At 72.8% G+C, this 16941-nt stretch carries 14 protein-coding genes; 5 read left to right on the top strand and 9 right to left on the bottom strand.

Annotated features, from left to right (window positions below; genetic code table 11):
* Positions 1-67: 67 nt before the first annotated feature.
* On the top strand, positions 68-937 hold the full coding sequence (locus tag EES43_RS12095; RefSeq protein ID WP_124268736.1) for a DUF3558 domain-containing protein: 870 nt from the start codon (positions 68-70) through the stop codon (positions 935-937).
* Positions 938-1169: 232 nt separating this feature from the next.
* Positions 1170-2798, top strand: a complete 1629-nt coding sequence (locus EES43_RS12100; protein WP_124268737.1) for a DUF2637 domain-containing protein — start codon at positions 1170-1172, stop codon at positions 2796-2798.
* 100 nt (positions 2799-2898) lie between these two features.
* On the opposite strand, the gene lysS is transcribed toward EES43_RS12100, so the two are convergent.
* Positions 2899-4674 (bottom strand): lysine--tRNA ligase, encoded by a 1776-nt coding sequence (gene lysS, locus EES43_RS12105; RefSeq protein WP_124268738.1) that lies wholly within the window; start codon positions 4672-4674, stop codon positions 2899-2901.
* Positions 4675-4812: 138 nt separating this feature from the next.
* Here lysS and argS point away from each other — a divergent pair, with 138 nt between their 5' ends.
* Positions 4813-6585 (top strand): arginine--tRNA ligase, encoded by a 1773-nt coding sequence (argS, locus tag EES43_RS12110; protein ID WP_124268739.1) that lies wholly within the window; start codon positions 4813-4815, stop codon positions 6583-6585.
* A gap of 136 nt (positions 6586-6721) precedes the next feature.
* On the opposite strand, the gene EES43_RS12115 is transcribed toward argS, so the two are convergent.
* Together EES43_RS12115 and EES43_RS12120 are read right to left on the bottom strand one after the other, a co-directional pair.
* Complete coding sequence (locus tag EES43_RS12115; protein WP_124268740.1) at positions 6722-7153, bottom strand: hypothetical protein; 432 nt, start codon at positions 7151-7153, stop codon at positions 6722-6724.
* Positions 7154-7252: 99 nt separating this feature from the next.
* Positions 7253-8470, bottom strand: a complete 1218-nt coding sequence (locus EES43_RS12120) for a phospholipase D-like domain-containing protein (protein ID WP_124268741.1) — start codon at positions 8468-8470, stop codon at positions 7253-7255.
* Between the two features lie 288 nt (positions 8471-8758).
* Here EES43_RS12120 and EES43_RS12125 point away from each other — a divergent pair, with 288 nt between their 5' ends.
* Both EES43_RS12125 and EES43_RS12130 read left to right on the top strand, forming a co-directional pair.
* Positions 8759-9610, top strand: a complete 852-nt coding sequence (locus EES43_RS12125; RefSeq protein WP_124268742.1) for a DUF4253 domain-containing protein — start codon at positions 8759-8761, stop codon at positions 9608-9610.
* 144 nt (positions 9611-9754) lie between these two features.
* The gene (locus EES43_RS12130) at positions 9755-10234 is read left to right on the top strand and encodes a hypothetical protein (protein ID WP_124268743.1); all 480 of its coding nucleotides are present in this window, start codon (positions 9755-9757) and stop codon (positions 10232-10234) included.
* A gap of 33 nt (positions 10235-10267) precedes the next feature.
* Here the strand turns inward: EES43_RS12130 and hemB are convergent, their stop codons facing one another.
* The 6 genes from hemB to EES43_RS12160 form a co-directional block, all read right to left on the bottom strand.
* The gene (gene hemB, locus EES43_RS12135; RefSeq protein ID WP_124268744.1) at positions 10268-11275 is read right to left on the bottom strand and encodes a porphobilinogen synthase; all 1008 of its coding nucleotides are present in this window, start codon (positions 11273-11275) and stop codon (positions 10268-10270) included.
* 122 nt (positions 11276-11397) lie between these two features.
* Entirely contained in the window at positions 11398-13068 is a 1671-nt protein-coding gene (locus tag EES43_RS12140; protein WP_124268745.1) for a bifunctional uroporphyrinogen-III C-methyltransferase/uroporphyrinogen-III synthase, read from the bottom strand.
* A complete protein-coding gene (hemC, locus tag EES43_RS12145; protein WP_124268746.1) occupies positions 13065-14051 on the bottom strand; it encodes a hydroxymethylbilane synthase in 987 nt (328 codons plus the stop codon). Before hemC ends, EES43_RS12140 begins: the two co-directional genes overlap by 4 nt.
* A complete protein-coding gene (locus tag EES43_RS12150) occupies positions 14048-15547 on the bottom strand; it encodes a glutamyl-tRNA reductase (protein WP_124268747.1) in 1500 nt (499 codons plus the stop codon). Before EES43_RS12150 ends, hemC begins: the two co-directional genes overlap by 4 nt.
* On the bottom strand, positions 15544-16305 hold the full coding sequence (locus tag EES43_RS12155; protein WP_124268748.1) for a redox-sensing transcriptional repressor Rex: 762 nt from the start codon (positions 16303-16305) through the stop codon (positions 15544-15546). Before EES43_RS12155 ends, EES43_RS12150 begins: the two co-directional genes overlap by 4 nt.
* Before the next feature lie 272 nt (positions 16306-16577).
* Complete coding sequence (locus EES43_RS12160) at positions 16578-16853, bottom strand: glutaredoxin family protein (protein WP_124268749.1); 276 nt, start codon at positions 16851-16853, stop codon at positions 16578-16580.
* Between the last annotated feature and the right edge of the window lie 88 nt (positions 16854-16941).

Here is a 16941-nt window from a genome sequence, read left to right on the forward strand (position 1 = left end):
CGCCCAGCTACCGAGCCGCCCGCACACCGCACGACCGAGACCTCCGTGCCATCCGAGTGAAGGAACCATGCACCGATCAGCCCCGCGCCTGTCCCGCATACTCGCCTGCGCCGCCGTTCCGGTGATGCTCGTAGCCGCCGGCTGCTCGTCGGACTCCGACGCCGACGCGCAGAAGAACGAGGCGCCCTCGGCGTCCGCCTCCGTCGACGCGAAGCCGTCGGAGCCCGCGGTCGAACCGGCGAAGTTCTCCGACCTGCCCGACGCCTGCGGCTCGATCACGAAGAAGACCGTCGAGGACCTGGTTCCCGACGCCAAGAAGAAGGGCGGCACCGCCGGCCGCTCCAACGACCTGGCGACCCGCGGCAGCTGCTCGTGGAACGGCCTGGACGACAAGGGCGTCAAGGGCTCGCAGTACCGCTGGCTGGACGTCGGCTTCACCCGCTTCGACTCGGACCAGTCGCTCGGCAGCGGCGCCGAGCGCGCCACCGAGGACTACACGAAGCAGGTCGCCAAGCAGAAGGCGTCCGAGGGCGCGGAGAAGATCGCCGCCGAGCCGGCCCCCGGGATCGGCGAGGAGGCCACCGTGGTCACGTACGGCCTCGACAAGACGGGCGAGAACTTCAAGTACGCGACGGTCGTGGCCCGTACGGGCAATGTCGTCGTCACCCTGACGTACAACGGCGCCGGTTACGCGGGCGCGAAGACGCCCGACGCCTCGGACATCCTCAAGGGCGCCCAGAAGGCGGCGAAGGAGGCCGTCGCGGCGGTCGGCACCACCGCGAAGGGCAGTCCCACCGCGACGCCGCCCGCCGGGAAGAAGACGCCGACCGCCTCGAAGAGCGGGAAGGGCGGCACGACGGACAAGGCCGACGACAAGCCGAAGACGGAGACGGAGACGGCGAAGACCGACAAGAGCACGACGAAGAGCAAGTCGTAGGCGGTCGGGTCCACGGGCCTCAGCCGAGGCCGGGGCCGCGGACCCAAGTCGTGACCTGACGACGGGCGGGAGCCCCAACTCCCGGGCCCGGCAGCGTTTTCCGGAAGCCCGGCCTCCTCGGAGAGCCGGGCTTCGCCCCTCCCCGCGCACCGCGACTCGCACACATGTGCCAGGCTGTGCCAGCGCCGGACGTCACCGACCGGCCGGAACACCAGTCGGGAGGGGATCGCGCGTGGCCGCGATGCAGCTGACACGCACGCACCGGATACTCATCGGGGTCGTCATCGCCGGTGCCGTGGTCATCGCCGCGATCGGGTTCGCGGGTTCCTACGCCGCCGTGCGCGAACTCGCGGAGGCCAAGGGCTTCGGGTCGTTCTCCGTGGTCTTCCCCATCGGCATCGACGCGGGCATCTGCGTCCTGCTCGCGCTGGACCTGCTGCTGACCTGGATGCGCATCCCGTTCCCGCTGCTGCGTCAGACGGCGTGGCTGCTGACCGCCGCCACGATCGCGTTCAACGGCGCCGCCTCCTGGCCCGACCCGCTCGGCACCGCGATGCACGCGGTGATCCCGGTCCTGTTCGTCGTCTCCGTCGAGGCCGCCCGGCACGCGGTGGGCCGGATCGCGGACATCACGGCCGACAAGCACATGGAGGGCGTCCGCCTCACCCGCTGGCTGCTCTCCCCGGTGCCGACGTTCAAGCTGTGGCGGCGCATGAAGCTGTGGGAGCTGCGCAGTTACGAACAGGTCATCAAGCTCGAACAGGACCGGCTGGTCTACCAGGCCCGGCTCCAGGCCCGCTACGGCCGCAACTGGCGGCGCAAGGCCCCCATCGAGTCGATGATGCCGCTGCGGCTGGCGAAGTACGGCGTACCGCTGGCCGACACCGCCCCGGCCGGCCTCGCCGCCGCGGGCATCGAACCGGCGCTGCTGCCGCCGGTCGAGGCGAGCCGCCCGCCGGCACAACTCCCTTACGAGCCGCAGGCCCTGGGCCGGGAGACCGAGCACGAGCAGGGGCAGGGGCAGGGGCAGGGGCAGGGGCAGGGGCAGGGGCAGGGGCAGGGGCAGGGGCACGAGCAGGCGCGCGAGCGCGGGCACGAGCAGCGGGACGCCGCAGCGCCGCACCCGCAGCAGCGGGAGCAGACCCAGCCTCAGCGTGCACAGACCGCGCAGGCACAGACCGCGCAGTCACAGGCCCCGCTGACGGAGCACCAGCAGCCTCAGCAGCCCCAGCCCCAGGCCCAGCCGGCCCCCCAGCCCCAGGAGCCCCGGGCCCAACCGCAGCCGGCCCCGCAGCCTCAGCAGCCGCCGGCCCCGCAGGCCCCCGCCGCCCACCAAAGCCCCAGCCCCTGGTTCGCCCCCCAGAAGCTTCCCGAAAGCCCGCACGCCAGCGCCTACGACCCGCACCACGCCGAGTCCCTGGAGCCCGCCCCGGTCGCCATTCCCGCCGGCCCCGGCCGCACCCGGCCCCTCGGCGACGTCGGCACGATCGGCGCGGTGCCGCACCCCCGCCGCGGCGGGCCGCGCGAGCCGGCGGAAACCACAGCGACGGACACGACGGCGACGGACACCACTGCGACGGACACCCCGACTGCGGTGGAAGCGCCCACCGCCGCCGAAGAGGCCCCGCAGTTGGAGGAGTGGTCCCAGGAGGACGGCGACTTCGCCGCGATGGCCTTCGAGGAGTTCAGCGCCTACACGGACCAGGAGGGCCAGTACCCGAGCGTCGAGGCCCTCGACATCCACCTGGCCGACCGGCGCGACGTCCGGCACCCCCGCTCGACGGAGCTGCTGGGCCGGCTCATGCCGGAGTTCCGCACCCACTACGTCCCGCAGTCGGCGTCCGCCGACAGCAGCGCCTGACGCAGCCCCGCCCCAGCTGCCTCCCCCGCGTACGGCGAAGGGCCGCCACCCGGAGGGGTCTCCCGGGCGGCGGCCCTTCGCCGTACGTCGTGCGTCGCGGTCAGCCGGCCAGCAGCCTGCGCACCCGGTCCGCCCCCACCGCGAGCAGCAGCGTGGGCAGGCGCGGTCCTGTGTCGCGGCTGACGAGCAGCCGGTAGAGCAGGGCGAAGAAGGACCGCTGGGCGGCCTTCAGCTCGGGCGTCGGCTTGGCGTCCGGCGCGAGCCCGGCCAGCACCTTCGGCACGCCGTAGACGAGCGTGGTCAGACCGTCCAGCGACCAGTGCGAGTCCAGGCCCTCCAGGAGGAGGCGCAGCGACTCGCGGCCCTGCTCGTCGAGGGAGCCCAGCAGCTCCTTGTCGCTCTCCTCGCGGACGATGGTGCGGGCCTCGGCCGGGACCTGGGTGGTGATCCAGCTCTCGGCCCGGTCGAGGCGCGGACGGGCCTCGTCCAGCGAGGTCAGCGGGTTCTCCGGGTCCAGCTCGCTGAGGATGCGCAGCGTCTGGTCCTCGGCGCCGGCGGTGATGTCGGCGACCGAGGCGAGCGTCCGGTACGGCAGCGGGCGCGGGGTGCTCGGAAGCTCCCCGGCGGCGGTGCCGACGGCCCGTGCGTACGCGGCGGCGTCGGCTGGCAGCACCGAGCCGTCGGCGACCTTGCGGGCCAGCGAGTCCCACTCGTCGTACAGCCGCTGGATCTCCTGGTCGAAGGCGATCTTGAACGACTGGTTGGGCCGGCGGCGGGCGTAGAGCCAGCGCAGCAGCGGCGCCTCCATGATCTCCAGGGCGTCGGCCGGGGTGGGCACGCCGCCCTTGCTGGAGGACATCTTGGCCATGCCGGAGATGCCGACGAAGGCGTACATGGGCCCGATGGGCTGTACGCCGTCGAACACCTCGCGCACGATCTGGCCGCCGACCACGAAGGACGAGCCGGGCGACGAGTGGTCGACGCCGCTGGGCTCGAAGATCACGCCTTCGTACGCCCAGCGCATCGGCCAGTCGACCTTCCACACCAGCTTGCCGCGGTTGAACTCGCTGAGCCGGACCGTCTCGGCGAAGCCGCAGGCCGAGCAGGTGTAGTTCAGCTCGGTGGTGTCGTCGTCGTAGGAGGTGACGACGGTGAGGTCCTTCTCGCAGTTGCCGCAGTAGGGCTTGTACGGGAAGTAGCCGGCGCTGTTGCCGCTGCCGTCGTCCTCGTCGGCCGCGCCGGAGCCCTCGGCGGCCTCCAGCTCGGCCTCGTCGACCTTCTTCTGCTGCTGCGGCTTCCTGCCGCCCGTGCCCTGACCACCGCCACCGCCCGCGGGGTCCTTCTTGGTGCGGTAGCGGTCCAGGACGGCGTCGATGTCGGCGCGGTGCCTCATCGCGTGCAGGATCTGCTCGCGGTAGGTCCCGGCGGTGTACTGCTCCGTCTGGCTGATCCCGTCGTACTCGACGCCCAGCTCGTCCAGGGCCCCCGCCATGGCGGCCTTGAAGTGCTCGGCCCAGTTCGGGTACGCGGAGCCGGTTGGGGCGGGCACCGAGGTCAGCGGCTTGCCGATGTGCTCGGCCCAGGAGGCGTCGACGCCCGCGACGCCCGCCGGGACCTTGCGGTAGCGGTCGTAGTCGTCCCAGGAGATGAGGTGGCGCACGGTGAGGCCGCGGCGGCGGATCTCGTCGGCGACCAGGTGCGGGGTCATGACCTCGCGGAGGTTGCCGAGGTGGATCGGGCCCGACGGGGAGAGGCCGGAGGCGACGACGACCGGTTTGCCAGGCGCACGACGCTCCGACTCGGCGATGACATCGTCCGCGAAGCGGGAGACCCAGTCGGTCTCGGTGCTGGTCTGACTCTCGGCCACGGTCGGCACGTCCTTCTCTCGTTCAGCGGCTGTCCGGATGGGATGCCGCCCATTCTCCCAGCAACCCCCCGCAGTGCGAAAACGGCTTTACGCCCCGTGGGATACTCAGGAGATCCCCTGTACCCCTACGGAAACGGCAGCCAGACCATGGCCTCGGTCCCTTCCCTCGCCTCCACGCTCCAGCAGCAGCTGGCGGACGCCCTGACGGCAGCCCTGCCGGAGGCCGGCGCCGCGGACCCGCTGCTGCGCCGAAGCGACCGGGCCGACTTCCAGGCCAACGGCATCCTCGCCCTCGCCAAGAAGCTCAAGGGCAACCCGCGCGAGCTGGCCGGCCAGGTCACCGCCGCCCTGCCGACGGGCGAGCTGATCCGGGACGTCGAGGTCTCCGGGCCCGGCTTCCTCAACATCACCCTCGCGGACCGGGCGATCGTCGAGACGCTCGCCGCCCGCGCCGCGGACACCGAGGGCCGCCTCGGCGTGCCGGTGAACGGCGCGGCCGGGACCACGGTCATCGACTACGCCCAGCCGAACGTGGCCAAGGAGATGCACGTCGGCCACCTGCGGTCGGCGGTCATCGGCGACGCCATGGTCAAGATCCTGGAGTTCACCGGCGAGAACGTGGTCCGGCGCCACCACATCGGCGACTGGGGCACCCAGTTCGGCATGCTCATCCAGTACCTGACCGAGCACCCGGACGCGCTGAAGCACGAGGGCGACGCCGCGGACGGCGAAGCGGCGATGTCGACGCTGAACCGGATCTACAAGGCGTCGCGGGCCCTGTTCGACTCCGACGAGGAGTTCAAGGCCCGCTCCCGGGACCGGGTGGTGGCCCTCCAGGCCGGCGACCCGCGCACGCTGGAGCTGTGGCAGGGCTTCGTCGACGAGTCGAAGATCTACTTCCACTCCGTGTTCGACAAGCTCGACATGGAGGTCCGCGACCCCGACATCGTCGGCGAGTCCGGCTACAACGACATGCTGGAGGAGACCTGCCGCATCCTGGAGGAGACGGGCGTCGCCGTCCGCTCCGAGGGTGCGCTCTGCGTCTTCTTCGACGACGTCCTCGGCCCGGACGGCAACCAGGTCCCGCTCATCGTGAAGAAGACGAACGGCGGCTACGGCTACGCGGCCACCGACCTCTCCGCGATCCGCGACCGGGTGGGCGACCTCAAGGCCGACACCCTGCTGTACGTCGTGGACGCCCGTCAGTCGCTGCACTTCAAGATGGTCTTCGAGACGGCCCGCCGGGCGGGCTGGCTCAACGACGACGTCACCGCGCACCAGCTGGCGTTCGGCACGGTCCTCGGCAAGGACGGCAAGCCCTTCAAGACCCGCGAGGGCACGACGGTCCGGCTGGAGGACCTGCTCGACGAGGCGGTCGGGAGGGCCACGGCGGTCGTCCGGGAGAAGGCCGGCAAGGTCGGCCTGAGCGAGGACGAGATCGTCGAGAACGGCCGGTACGTCGGCATCGGCGCCGTGAAGTACGCGGACCTGTCGACCTCGGCCGTGCGGGACTACAAGTTCGACCTGGACCAGATGGTGTCGCTCAACGGCGACACCTCGGTGTACCTCCAGTACGCGTACGCCCGCATCCGGTCGATCCTGCGCAAGGCGGGCGACGCGCGGCCGGTCGCCCACCCGGAGCTGGAGCTGGCCCCGGCCGAGCGGGCGATGGGGCTGCACCTGGACCAGTTCGGCGCGGTCCTCGACGAGGTCGCGGCGGGCTACGAGCCGCACAAGCTGGCCGCCTACCTCTACCAGCTCGCCTCGCACCTGACCACGTTCTACGACCAGTGCCAGGTGCTCAGCCCCGACAACGCCCCCGAGGTCGTCGAGAACCGCCTCTTCCTGGTCGACCTGACGGCCCGCACCCTGCACCGGGGCATGGAACTGCTCGGCATCCGGACGCCCGAGCGACTCTGACCCCGCCTCCGCACACACGCGGGCCCCGGCCCGTACGCACACGCGGGCCCCGGCCCCGTACGCACACGCGGGCCCCGTACGCACGCGAGCCCCGGCGCTCCACCAGCGCCGGGGCCCGCCCGCGTACGCGACGGCGTCACTGCGGCCGGCCCAGGGCCCATCCGGACACGTCGGCCAGCCGCCCGCGCCACAGCGGCAGCGACACCGGGCTCATCGCACCGGCGACCAGGGTCACGTCCCGCAGATGGATCCAGCGCGGCAGCCGGTTCACGTCCTCCTCGGCACGCAGCTCCCGCACGCCCTGGTCGACCGTCTCCGGGAACTCGGCGAGGAGGTTGGCGCCCTCGCCCTCGACCTGCCGCAGGCTCCTGGCCCACTCGGCCTTCCACTGCTCGTGCCCGATCACGTCCCCGTGCAGCAGGCCGCCGGGCAGCGTGAGGGTCAGGGGCAGACTGGAGCGCGGGTCCTGGTCGAGGAGCTGGATGAGCAGCTGGAGCTGGAGATCGGGCAGGGGCTCGGTGATCACCGCGGCTGCCGGAGCCGGCGAGATGTCCGCTGAGGCGCTCATGGGCCCTTCCCTTCACATGGTGGACGGCTGCTGACCTCCGCCTGCCCGGTGAGGCCCCCGGCACACCCCCGCGTGCGTACGTGCGAACGTACCGTCGTCTCACAGATAGCGGCGGATCGGCACGACGGCCGCCTCACGCGCGCGCTGGAGCAGGTCGCGCCGCTTCCACCGGGCGCGCTCGATCAGCACGCTCGCCTCGCGGTCCTCGTCGAAGTGGCCGTCGAGAGCGGCGGTGAAGTCCTGGTCGAGGACGGCGAGCATGACCTCCTCGTCGTGGTCGAGCGAGCGCCGGTTGAAGTTGGTGGAGCCGATCAGGGAAGCGATCCGGTCGATGGTGATGGCCTTGGTGTGCATCATCGTCGGCTGGTACTGGTAGATCTTCACGCCGCAGGCGGTCAGGTCCTCGTAGTAGCGCTGCCCGGCGAGCTGGCAGACCCGCTTGTCGGTGTGCGGTCCCGGCAACAGGATCTCGACCTCCACCCCGCGCCGGGCCGCGGCGCAGAGCAGCTCGGTGAAGTACGCGTCGGGCGCGAAGTAGGCGGTGGTCAGGCGCACCCGCTCCTCGGCCGATTCGAGGACCACCCGGATCAGCGTCTGCATGTCCTGCCAGCCGAACGAGGCGGAGCCGCGCACCACCTGGACGATCGCGTCGCCCTGGGGCTCGCTGCCGACGAACCGGTCGCGGTCGTCGAACAGCTCGTCGTGGCACTCGGCCCAGTTCTGCGCGAACGCGGCGGCGAGTCCGTCGACGGCGGGGCCGCTCACCTGCACGTGGGTGTCCCGCCACTCGTGCTCGTTGCGCGCGTCCCCGCACCACTCCTCGGCGATGCCGACGCCGCCGGTGAACGCGGTGCGCTCGTCGATCACGAGGACCTTGCGGTGGCAGCGGTGGTTCTGCTTGAGGGGCGAGAGGTAGAGCGGCTTGCGGAACCAGGCCACGTCGACCCCGGCCTCGTCCATCAGGGACAGCTGGCCCTTCTCGATGAGGCGGCTGCCGAACCCGTCGAGCATGAGCCGCACCCGGACTCCGGCGCGGGCGCGCTCGGCCAGCGCCTCGGCGAACTCCTTCGCGATGTCGCCGCGCCAGTAGACGAAGGTCATCATGTCCACGGTGTGCTCCGCGCCGCGGATCGCGTCGAGCATCGCCCCGAATATCTGGTCGCCGTTGCGGAGCGGGACCAGCGCGTTGCCCTCGGTGGCCGCGATCCCTATCAACCGTTCCAGCCTGCGTCTGAGCCGCAGGGAGCGCTTCTCGCAGGTGTTCTCGTTCAGTTCGGCGCGGCAGGGCGTTCCGGGGGCTTCGGCTGTGGCGGACATGGGTCACCTGTCGGGTTCGAGGGTCGTGGACGGCGGGCGCAGCGCTGCGCGCACCGGGGGCTGCCGGGGACTGTACTCCCGGGTAGGAAGGGAGCGGGCGGGCGCTCGCGCCGGGACCGTTCCGTTCCGGTCGACCTTCTACCCGGCTCCGCGTGCTTCACCCAGCCCGCCGTCGCACTGCCGTCACACTGCCTGCCGCCGCACGGCCGTCGCACCGCCTGCCGCCGCACGGTCCGTCGCCGCAGGGGCCACGGTCCGTTGTCAGTGGGCCCGCCTAGAGTCACCACCATGGCGACGCTCCCGAACCCCTTGCCCACGCTGGCCTCCTCCGGCCTCGACCTGCCGCCCGGCGCCCTGGTGGACGCCACGATGGACGGCCCCTGGCACGAACCTCTCCTGTGGTACGCGGACGGCCCCGCCGCGGCGGGCGTCTGGGCCGCGATGCGGACCGCCGGCCGGCCCCTGGGGCTCCTGCCGGTGCTGGTCGACGGCGGGCCCCGGGGCCGGTGGCCTCAGGAGTGGGACCTGTGCCCGGAGATCACCTCCTACCCGGGCGACCACGACGCCGAGGACGTCCTCGCCGGGTACTGGACGGATTACGCGGACGACGAGATCGGCGGGGCGGGCGGCGGCGGACCGGCGGCGCGGGAGGGCGGGGACGCGGAGGGCGCGGACCGGGACCCCGGCCCCTGGCCCGGTCTCGCACCGGTCCCGCACCGGACCGCCGGCACGGACCCGGACCGCACGGCCGCCGAGATCGCGGACCTGCTGGCCGACGGCCACGGCGACGGGTCCGCCGGCCCCCGGATCGCGCTCGTCCCCGCCCGCCGCAGCGCGGACATACCGGCGGCGATCGGCTGGTCCGGCCCGTTGAACCACGACAACGACGTGGCCCGGCTCTGCGCCGTCCTGCGCTCCTGGGAGGACCGCTACGACCTGCGCGTCCTGATGCTCGGCCCCGACACCATGACCGTCTCCGTGGGCCGCCCGCCGAGCACGGCGGAGGAGGCCCGCGCCCTGGCCGCCGAGCACTACGCGTTCTGCCCGGACACCATCGACCAGAACCCGCCCTACGACCTCGACGCCTACGCGGAGAAGCGGCTGCTCGGACAGGAGGTCTGGTCGTTCTGGTGGGACTGACGGGGCAGGCCGCGCGGGCGGCGGGCCCGGTCGTCCGGGGCGGCCGGCCCGCCGCCCCGCCACCGCGCGGGCCGCTTTCGTAGCATGCATGGCACCGATCTACCGGCCCGTAACAACCGGCCCCGACAGAAGGTGTCCACCCCCATGAACGACACACACCCCGCCGGCGGCGCGGCCGATACGGCGGCGCGGGCGGCCGAGCGCCTGATAGCGGAGTTCCGCGCGCTGCCCGCCGGCAGCGACCGCAAGCGGGAGATCATCACCGAGCTGGACGACAACGCCCAGGCGCTCCCGTTCCTCGTCTCGGTGGTCGCCGATCCGGCCGAGTACGACCTGGCCCGCGTCGAGAGCGCCACCGTGCTGCGCCTGTGGCCGCCGGCCGACCCGGGCCTGCGCCGCCGGGCCGGCCGCGCCCTGCTGACCGCCCTGCGCGACCCGGCGGAGGACCTGGTCCGCCAGTACGCGGCGATGTCCCTGGCCCCCTACACGGGCGACCCGGTCGTCGCCACGGCCCTGGACACCACGGCGTGGGCGGACGCGGACCCGCTCGTCCGCGACAGCGCGCGCTTCTCGATCCAGGAGGCCCACCGGCTCCAGGAAACGGGCGGCTCGCGCGGGACCTGAGGGCTCAGCCCCGGTCGCACGCAATCCGGGGGCTCAGCCCCGGCCCTCGCGCCCCAGCCACCGCGCGACCTCGCTCGCCCAGTAGGTGAGGATCATCTGCGCCCCGGCCCGCCGGATGCCGGTCAGGCTCTCCAGGATCGCCCGGTCCCGGTCGATCCAGCCCTTCTCGGCGGCGGCCTCGATCATCGCGTACTCACCGCTGATCTGGTACGCGGCGACCGGCACGTCCACCGACTCCGCGACCTTGGCCAGGACGTCCAGGTACGGTCCGGCGGGCTTGACCATGACCATGTCCGCGCCCTCCGCCAGGTCGAGCGCCAGCTCCCGCAGCGACTCCCGCGCGTTGGCCGGGTCCTGCTGGTAGGTCTTGCGGTCGCCGGTCAGCGAGGAGCCGACGGCCTCGCGGAAGGGGCCGTAGAAGGCGGAGGAGTACTTCACGGTGTAGGCGAGGATCGACACGTCCTCGTGCCCGGTCTGGTCCAGCGCGTCCCGGACCACGCCGACCTGGCCGTCCATCATGCCGCTCGGGCCGACGACGTGGGCGCCCGCGTCGGCCTGGACCTGGGCCATCTCCGCGTAGCGCTCCAGCGTCGCGTCGTTGTCCACGCGGCCGTCGGCCGCCAGGACCCCGCAGTGGCCGTGGTCGGTGTACTCGTCCAGGCAGAGGTCCGACATGACGACGAGGTCGTCCCCGACCTCCTCGCGCACGGCCCGCAGCCCGAGCTGGAGGATGCCGTCGGGGTCGGTGCCCGCCGTGCCCCGGGCGTCCTTCTTCGCGTCCTCCGGGACGCCGAAGAGCATGATGCCCGAGACCCCGGCCGAGACCGCCTCGACGGCCGCCTTCCGCAGGGTGTCCAGGGTGTGCTGGTGCACGCCGGGCATGGCCGAGACGGCGACCGGCGCGTCGATGCCCTCGCGCACGAAGGCGGGCAGGATCAGGTTCGCGGGGTCGAGCCGCGTCTCGGCGACCATCCGCCGCATCGCCGGGGTCGTCCGCAGCCGCCGGGGGCGGGAGCCGGGGAAGTTTCCGTACGCAGTCATCCTTCGACGATAGACCCGCCCGCAGGGCCCGCTTACCGACACCCGCACCGGGAAAAGGGCCCGGGAACGCCGGTGGGCCCGGCCGCCGAAGCAGCCGGGCCCACCGGACCGTCCACGTGTGCTCAGGTCGTCGTGCGGCGCCTGCGCGCCCCCGGACGCCGCTCGCTGGGCCGGGTGACCGGATCGCCGGCCCCCTTCGCCGCGTCCCGGCGCTGCGTGCCGAAGGCGGCCAGCGCCTCGGCGAGCTTGTGCACGGACGGCTCCGGGGACAGCACGTCGACCCGCAGGCCGTGCTCCTCGGCGGTCTTCGCGGTGGCGGGGCCGATGCACGCGATGACGGTCACGTTGTGCGGCTTGCCCGCGATGCCGACCAGGTTGCGCACCGTCGAGGACGAGGTGAACAGGACCGCGTCGAAGCCGCCGCCCTTGATCGCCTCGCGGGTGTCGGCCGGCGGCGGCGAGGCGCGGACCGTGCGGTACGCGGTGACGTCGTCGACCTCCCAGCCCAGCTCGATGAGGCCGGCCACCAGGGTCTCGGTGGCGATGTCGGCGCGCGGCAGGAACACCCGGTCGATCGGGTCGAAGACCGGGTCGTAGGGCGGCCAGTCCTCCAGCAGCCCGGCCGCCGACTGCTCGCCGGAGGGCACCAGGTCCGGCTTCACGCCGAAGTCGATCAGCGCGGCGGCGGTCTGCTCGCCGACGGCCGCGACCTTGATCCCGGCGAAGGCGCGGGCGTCGAGCCCGTACTCCTCGAACTTCTCCCGGACCGCCTTGACGGCGTTCACGCTGGTGAAGGCGATCCACTCGTAGCGGCCGGTGACCAGGCCCTTGACCGCCCGCTCCATCTGCTGGGGCGTACGCGGCGGCTCGACGGCGATCGTCGGGACCTCGTGCGGCACCGCGCCGTAGGAACGCAACTGGTCGGAGAGCGACGCGGCCTGCTCCTTGGTGCGCGGGACGAGAACCCTCCAGCCGAACAGCGGCTTGGACTCGAACCACGCGAGCTGGTCGCGCTGGGCCGCGGCGCTGCGCTCTCCGACCACGGCTATGACGGGCTGGTGCCCGTCCGGCGACGGGAGCACCTTGGCCTGCTTGAGGACCTGGGCGATCGTCCCGAGGGTCGCCGTCCAGGTGCGCTGGCGGGTGGTGGTGCCCGCGACCGTCACCGTGAGCGGGGTGTCGGGCTTGCGGCCCGCGGACACCAGCTCGCCCGCGGCGGCGGCGACCGAGTCCAGCGTGGTGGAGACGACCGCGGTCGCGTCGCTCGCGCCGACCTCGGCCCAGCACCGGTCCGACGCGGTGCGCGCGTCGACGAAGCGCACGTCGGCGCCCTGGGCGTCACGCAGCGGCACACCGGCGTACGCGGGCACGCCGACGGCGTTCGCGATGCCCGGGACGACCTCGAACGGCACCCCGGCGGCGGCGCAGGCGAGCATCTCCGCGCCCGCGTCCCCGTCCAGGCCGGGGTCGCCCGCGACGGCACGGACCACCCGCCTGCCGCCCTTGGCGGCCTCCATGACAAGATTGGCCGCGTCCCTGAGAACGGGCACTCCGGCGGCTGTTGACGCCACGTCAACAACCGTCAGCTCAGGCGTGCTTACGCCTGCCCGCGCATGACCGCGAACAACGTCGAGCACGTCCGGCTCGGCGACGAGGACGTCCGCGCTCGCGAGTGCCTCGACGGCGCGCAGCGTCAGCAGTCCCGGGTCGCCGGGACCGGCGCCGAGGAAGGTGACCTGGCCTTGTGGCGACAGGACCGGAAATTCGGATGCGGCGGGGCCGGTGGGGCTCAAAGTGCTCGCTCCCCCATAAGACCGGCCGCACCCTTGGCGAGCATCTCGGCCGCGAGTTCGCGACCGAGGGCCGCCGCGTCGTCGTGCGACGTGGGGACGGGACCGGTGGTGGACAGCTGTACCAGCGAGGAACCGTCGGTGGTACCGACGACTCCGCGCAGGCGCAGTTCGTTGACAACCTGCCCGTCGACCAGGAGGTCGGCCAGCGCACCCACGGGTGCGGAGCAGCCGGCCTCCAGGGCGGCGAGCAGGGCGCGCTCGGCGGTCACGGCGGCCCGCGTGTGCGGGTCGTCGAGCCGTGCGAGCGCGGCGGCGAGGCCGGCGCTGGACGCCGCGCACTCGATCGCCAGTGCTCCCTGGCCGGGAGCGGGCAGGACGGTGTCGACCGACAGGAAGTCGGTCACCTCACCGGTGCGGCCGAGGCGGCTGAGCCCGGCGGCGGCCAGAACCACCGCGTCCAGCTCGCCGGCGCGTACGAAACCGATCCGGGTGTCGACGTTGCCCCGGATCGGGACGGTCTCGATCCGCAGCCCGTGGGAGCGGGCGTACGCGTTGAGCTGCGCCATCCGGCGCGGCGAACCGGTGCCGACGCGGGCTCCGTCGGGCAGCTCCCGGAAGGTCAGCCCGTCACGCGCCACCAGCGCGTCGCGCGGGTCCTCGCGCGGCGGCACGGCGGCCAGCGCCAGCTCGTCCGGCTGGCCGGTCGGCAGGTCCTTGAGCGAGTGGACGGCGAAGTCCACCTCGCCCCGCAGCAGCGCCTCGCGCAGCGCGGCGACGAACACCCCGGTGCCGCCGATCTGCGCCAGGTGCTCGCGGGAGGTGTCCCCGTACGTGGTGATCTCGACGAGCTCGACGGCGCGCCCGGTCACCTCGCGGACCGCCTCGGCGACGAGCCCGGACTGGGCCATGGCGAGCTTGCTGCGCCGGGTGCCCAGCCGGAGCGGCGCGGAGTCCCGCGCGTCCGGGGGTGAGTTGTCGGTCATGACCGCCCTCTATTCGGGTCGTTCAGGTCTGCCCGGGAGACGGCGGCCACCGTCTGCGGGTCGAGGTCGAAGAGTTCGCGCAGCGCGTCCGCGTACCCGGCGCCGCCGGGCTCGCTGGCCAGCTGTTTGACCCGCACGGTGGGCGCGTGCAGGAGTTTGTCGACGACGCGGCGCACGGTCTGGGCGATCTCGGCGCGCTGCTTCTGGTCGAGGTCGGGGAGGCGGCCGTCCAGCCGGGCGATCTCTCCGGCGACCACGTCGGCGGCCATGGTGCGCAGCGCGACCACGGTCGGCGCGACGTGCGCGGCGCGCTGGGCCGCGCCGAAGGCGGCGACCTCGTCGGAGACGAGCGTGCGGACCTGGTCGACGTCGGCGGCCATCGGGGCGTCGGCGGACGCCTCGGCGAGCGACTCGATGTCGACCAGGCGGACGCCGTCGATGCGGTGGGCGGCCCCGTCGATGTCGCGCGGCATGGCGAGGTCGAGCAGGGCGAGCCGCACCGGTCCGGTGGACCGGACGGGCACGTCGGCGGGGCGCGCGGCCCCGGCGGGAGCGGCGGAGGCGGCGGAGCCGTTCTCCACCCAGGCCGCGTGCTGGTCGACGTCGGCCGGGGCCGGCACGACGGTCCGCGCGGGCGTCTCGACGGCGGGAGCCGGGGAGAGGCCGAGCGCGTCGGCGAGGGCGTCGGCGGTGAGCACCAGGCCGGTGGATCCGGTGCAGGAGACGACCACGTCGGCACGTGTCAGTTCGTCGCCCACCGCGGACATCTCGACGGCGTGGGCGCGCACGGTCGTGTCGTCGCCCTGCTGGAGGATCTCCACCAGCCGGTCCGCGCGGGCCCGGGTCCGGTTGGCGACGACGATCTCGGCGACGCCGGTCCGGGCGAGGGTGGCGGCGGCCAGCGAGGACATCGAGCCCGCGCCGATCACCAGGGCGCGCTTGCCGCGGGCCCAGAGCCCGGGGTCGACGCCCGCGGCGAGCTGCTCCAGGCCGAAGGTGACGAGCGACTGCCCGGCCCGGTCGATCCCGGTCTCGCTGTGCGCGCGCTTGCCGACCCGCAGGGCCTGCTGGAAGAGGTCGTTCAGCAGCCGTCCGGCGGTGTGCAGCTCCTGGCCGCGCGCGAGCGCGTCCTTGATCTGGCCGAGGATCTGGCCCTCGCCCACGACCATCGAGTCCAGTCCGCAGGCCACCGAGAAGAGGTGGTGGACGGCGCGGTCCTCGTAGTGCACATAGAGATACGGAGTGAGTTCGTCCAGCCCGACCCCGCTGTGCTGGGCGAGCAGAGTGGACAGCTCGGCGACGCCGGCGTGGAACTTGTCCACGTCCGCGTACAGCTCGATGCGGTTGCAGGTGGCCAGCACGGCGGCCTCGGTCGCGGGTTCCGCGGCGAGGGTGTCCTGGAGCAGCTTGGCCTGGGCATCGGCGGTGAGCGACGCCCGTTCCAGTACGGAGACGGGGGCGCTGCGGTGGCTCAGCCCGACGACGAGGAGACTCATGCCGGCATCACGGCGGGCATGTCCCCGTCGGGTCCCTTCCGGCCTGCGGGCGTGGCGCGCATGGGCGGCGCGCCCTCGTCGCCGGCGGCGGAGTCCTCCCCGGCCTTGCGCTGCTCGTGGAACGCGAGGATCTGGAGCTCGATGGAGAGGTCCACCTTGCGCACGTCGACGCCGTCCGGAACGGAGAGCACGGTCGGCGCGAAGTTCAGGATGGAGGTCACGCCCGCGGCGACGAGGCGGTCGCAGACCTGCTGGGCGGCGCCGGGCGGGGTGGTGATCACGCCGATGGACACACCGTTGTCGCTGATGATCCGGTCCAGGTCGTCGGTGTGCTGGACGGCTATCCCGGCGACCGGCGTTCCGGCCATCGCGGGGTCGGCGTCGATCAGCGCCGCGACCCGGAAGCCGCGGGAGGCGAAGCCGCCGTAGTTGGCGAGGGCCGCGCCGAGGTTGCCGATGCCGACGATGGCGACCGGCCAGTCCTGGGTCAGGCCGAGTTCGCGCGAGATCTGGTAGACCAGGTACTCCACGTCGTAGCCGACACCGCGGGTGCCGTAGGACCCCAGGTAGCTGAAGTCCTTCCGCAGCTTCGCGGAGTTGACCCCGGCCGCGGTGGCCAGTTCCTCGGAGGACACCGTGGGAACCGATCGCTCGGAGAGCGCGGTCAGTGCGCGCAGATACAGCGGAAGGCGGGCGACGGTGGCCTCGGGAATTCCTCGGCTACGGGTCGCCGGTCGGTGAGTTCGGCCAGTTGCCACGGTGCTCCTGCGGGATGAGCGGGGCTGCAGGCGGCCGTATGTCCCAAGACCGCCCCGTCGAATGCAGGCTATGCCTTTGTGAACGCGTGCACAAAGATGGTGTCCGTTTTGTCCGGTCAAAGTGACCGGGGTCACGCACGCGGCCCGCCGGATCCCGGAACCAAGGACCGCATCAGCACGTTGCAGCCTCGAAGAGGGCAAAACGGTACACACTCCTTACGTCTACGCCCCCGAGACCACTCAAAACGCCCATGATGTTAACCGGGTTTCACTCACGCACCCAGCGCCTCGCGCAGTCTCGCCGGATCCACCCGCCAGAACGTGTGCTGTTCGCCGTCGATCAGCACCACCGGAATCTGCTCCCAGTACTTCGCGTACAGCCCCGCGTCCCGGGCGATGTCCTCCTCCACCCACGAGGCGCCGGTCTCCTCGCAGACGGCGCTCACCACCGCCCGCGCGTCCTCGCACAGATGGCATCCCTCCTTGCCCACCAGGGTGACCACCCGGTCGGCGGGCCTCTTCCTCGTACGACGCAGCAAGGCACTCATGCACTCATTCTGCGCCTCCGCACGGCCCCTGCGGGCCGCCCGGGACCGCCCGGCCCGCGATCCCGTTCCGGAACGTTCACGTCACGGC

Origin of the sequence: Streptomyces sp. ADI96-02, assembly GCF_003846185.1 — a bacterium.
Lineage (GTDB): Bacteria > Actinomycetota > Actinomycetes > Streptomycetales > Streptomycetaceae > Streptomyces.

Excerpts from the sequence above, each read along its gene's own strand:
- EES43_RS12095 (WP_124268736.1), top strand. The coding sequence starts at position 68 with ATGCACCGATCAGCCCCGCGCCTGTCCCGCATACTCGCCTGCGCCGCC.
- argS (WP_124268739.1), top strand. The coding sequence starts at position 4,813 with ATGGCCTCGGTCCCTTCCCTCGCCTCCACGCTCCAGCAGCAGCTGGCG.
- EES43_RS12115 (WP_124268740.1), bottom strand. The coding sequence starts at position 7,153 with ATGAGCGCCTCAGCGGACATCTCGCCGGCTCCGGCAGCCGCGGTGATC.
- EES43_RS12120 (WP_124268741.1), bottom strand. The coding sequence starts at position 8,470 with ATGTCCGCCACAGCCGAAGCCCCCGGAACGCCCTGCCGCGCCGAACTG.
- EES43_RS12125 (WP_124268742.1), top strand. The coding sequence starts at position 8,759 with ATGGCGACGCTCCCGAACCCCTTGCCCACGCTGGCCTCCTCCGGCCTC.
- EES43_RS12130 (WP_124268743.1), top strand. The coding sequence starts at position 9,755 with ATGAACGACACACACCCCGCCGGCGGCGCGGCCGATACGGCGGCGCGG.
- hemB (WP_124268744.1), bottom strand. The coding sequence starts at position 11,275 with ATGACTGCGTACGGAAACTTCCCCGGCTCCCGCCCCCGGCGGCTGCGG.
- hemC (WP_124268746.1), bottom strand. The coding sequence starts at position 14,051 with ATGACCGACAACTCACCCCCGGACGCGCGGGACTCCGCGCCGCTCCGG.
- EES43_RS12150 (WP_124268747.1), bottom strand. The coding sequence starts at position 15,547 with ATGAGTCTCCTCGTCGTCGGGCTGAGCCACCGCAGCGCCCCCGTCTCC.
- EES43_RS12160 (WP_124268749.1), bottom strand. The coding sequence starts at position 16,853 with ATGAGTGCCTTGCTGCGTCGTACGAGGAAGAGGCCCGCCGACCGGGTG.